The organism is Halorubrum sp. SS7 (assembly GCF_005435055.1).
Lineage (GTDB): Archaea > Halobacteriota > Halobacteria > Halobacteriales > Haloferacaceae > Halorubrum > Halorubrum salinarum.
Map to the genome: position 1 here is coordinate 1 of NZ_SGXV01000343.1, position 428 is coordinate 428.

The 428-nt window shown below is 68.0% G+C and carries 1 pseudogene; it reads left to right on the forward strand.

Annotation, left to right across the window (positions count from 1 at the left end):
- Nucleotides 1-428, forward strand: a pseudogene (locus EXE44_RS18300) (hypothetical protein); the annotation flags it as partial.

Sequence of the window (428 nt, forward strand, 5' to 3'; positions counted from 1 at the left end):
GTTCCCCGTGCCCGCGGTGAGGTATCTCCTCTCCTCGAACCGCGAGGACCCCGTACGGGTGCGCATCGTCGATCGGATTCCGGAGTCGTTCCCGATGGACCGGGTGGGGTTCCACCCGGAGTACGAGAGCGAGAACTGGACGGCGTACAAGGACCACCGGGTGGAGTTCGAGCGCGTGATCGACCCCGACGAGAGCGTCGAAACGGTGTTCGGGATCCGGGACGACGACCCCGACCTCGACGGGTTCCTCGGCACGCCGGTGATCGAACACGTGCCCGTCGGCGAGGAGATAGAAGACGTGCTCGGCGCCGGCGACACGGACGCGGTCAGGGAGGTCCTCTCCGGCGACCGCGAGACCCTTCCCGGCATGGCCGAATCCGACGATCTGCCGCCCGAAGAGCCCGATGAATCGCCCCCCCAAGCGCCTG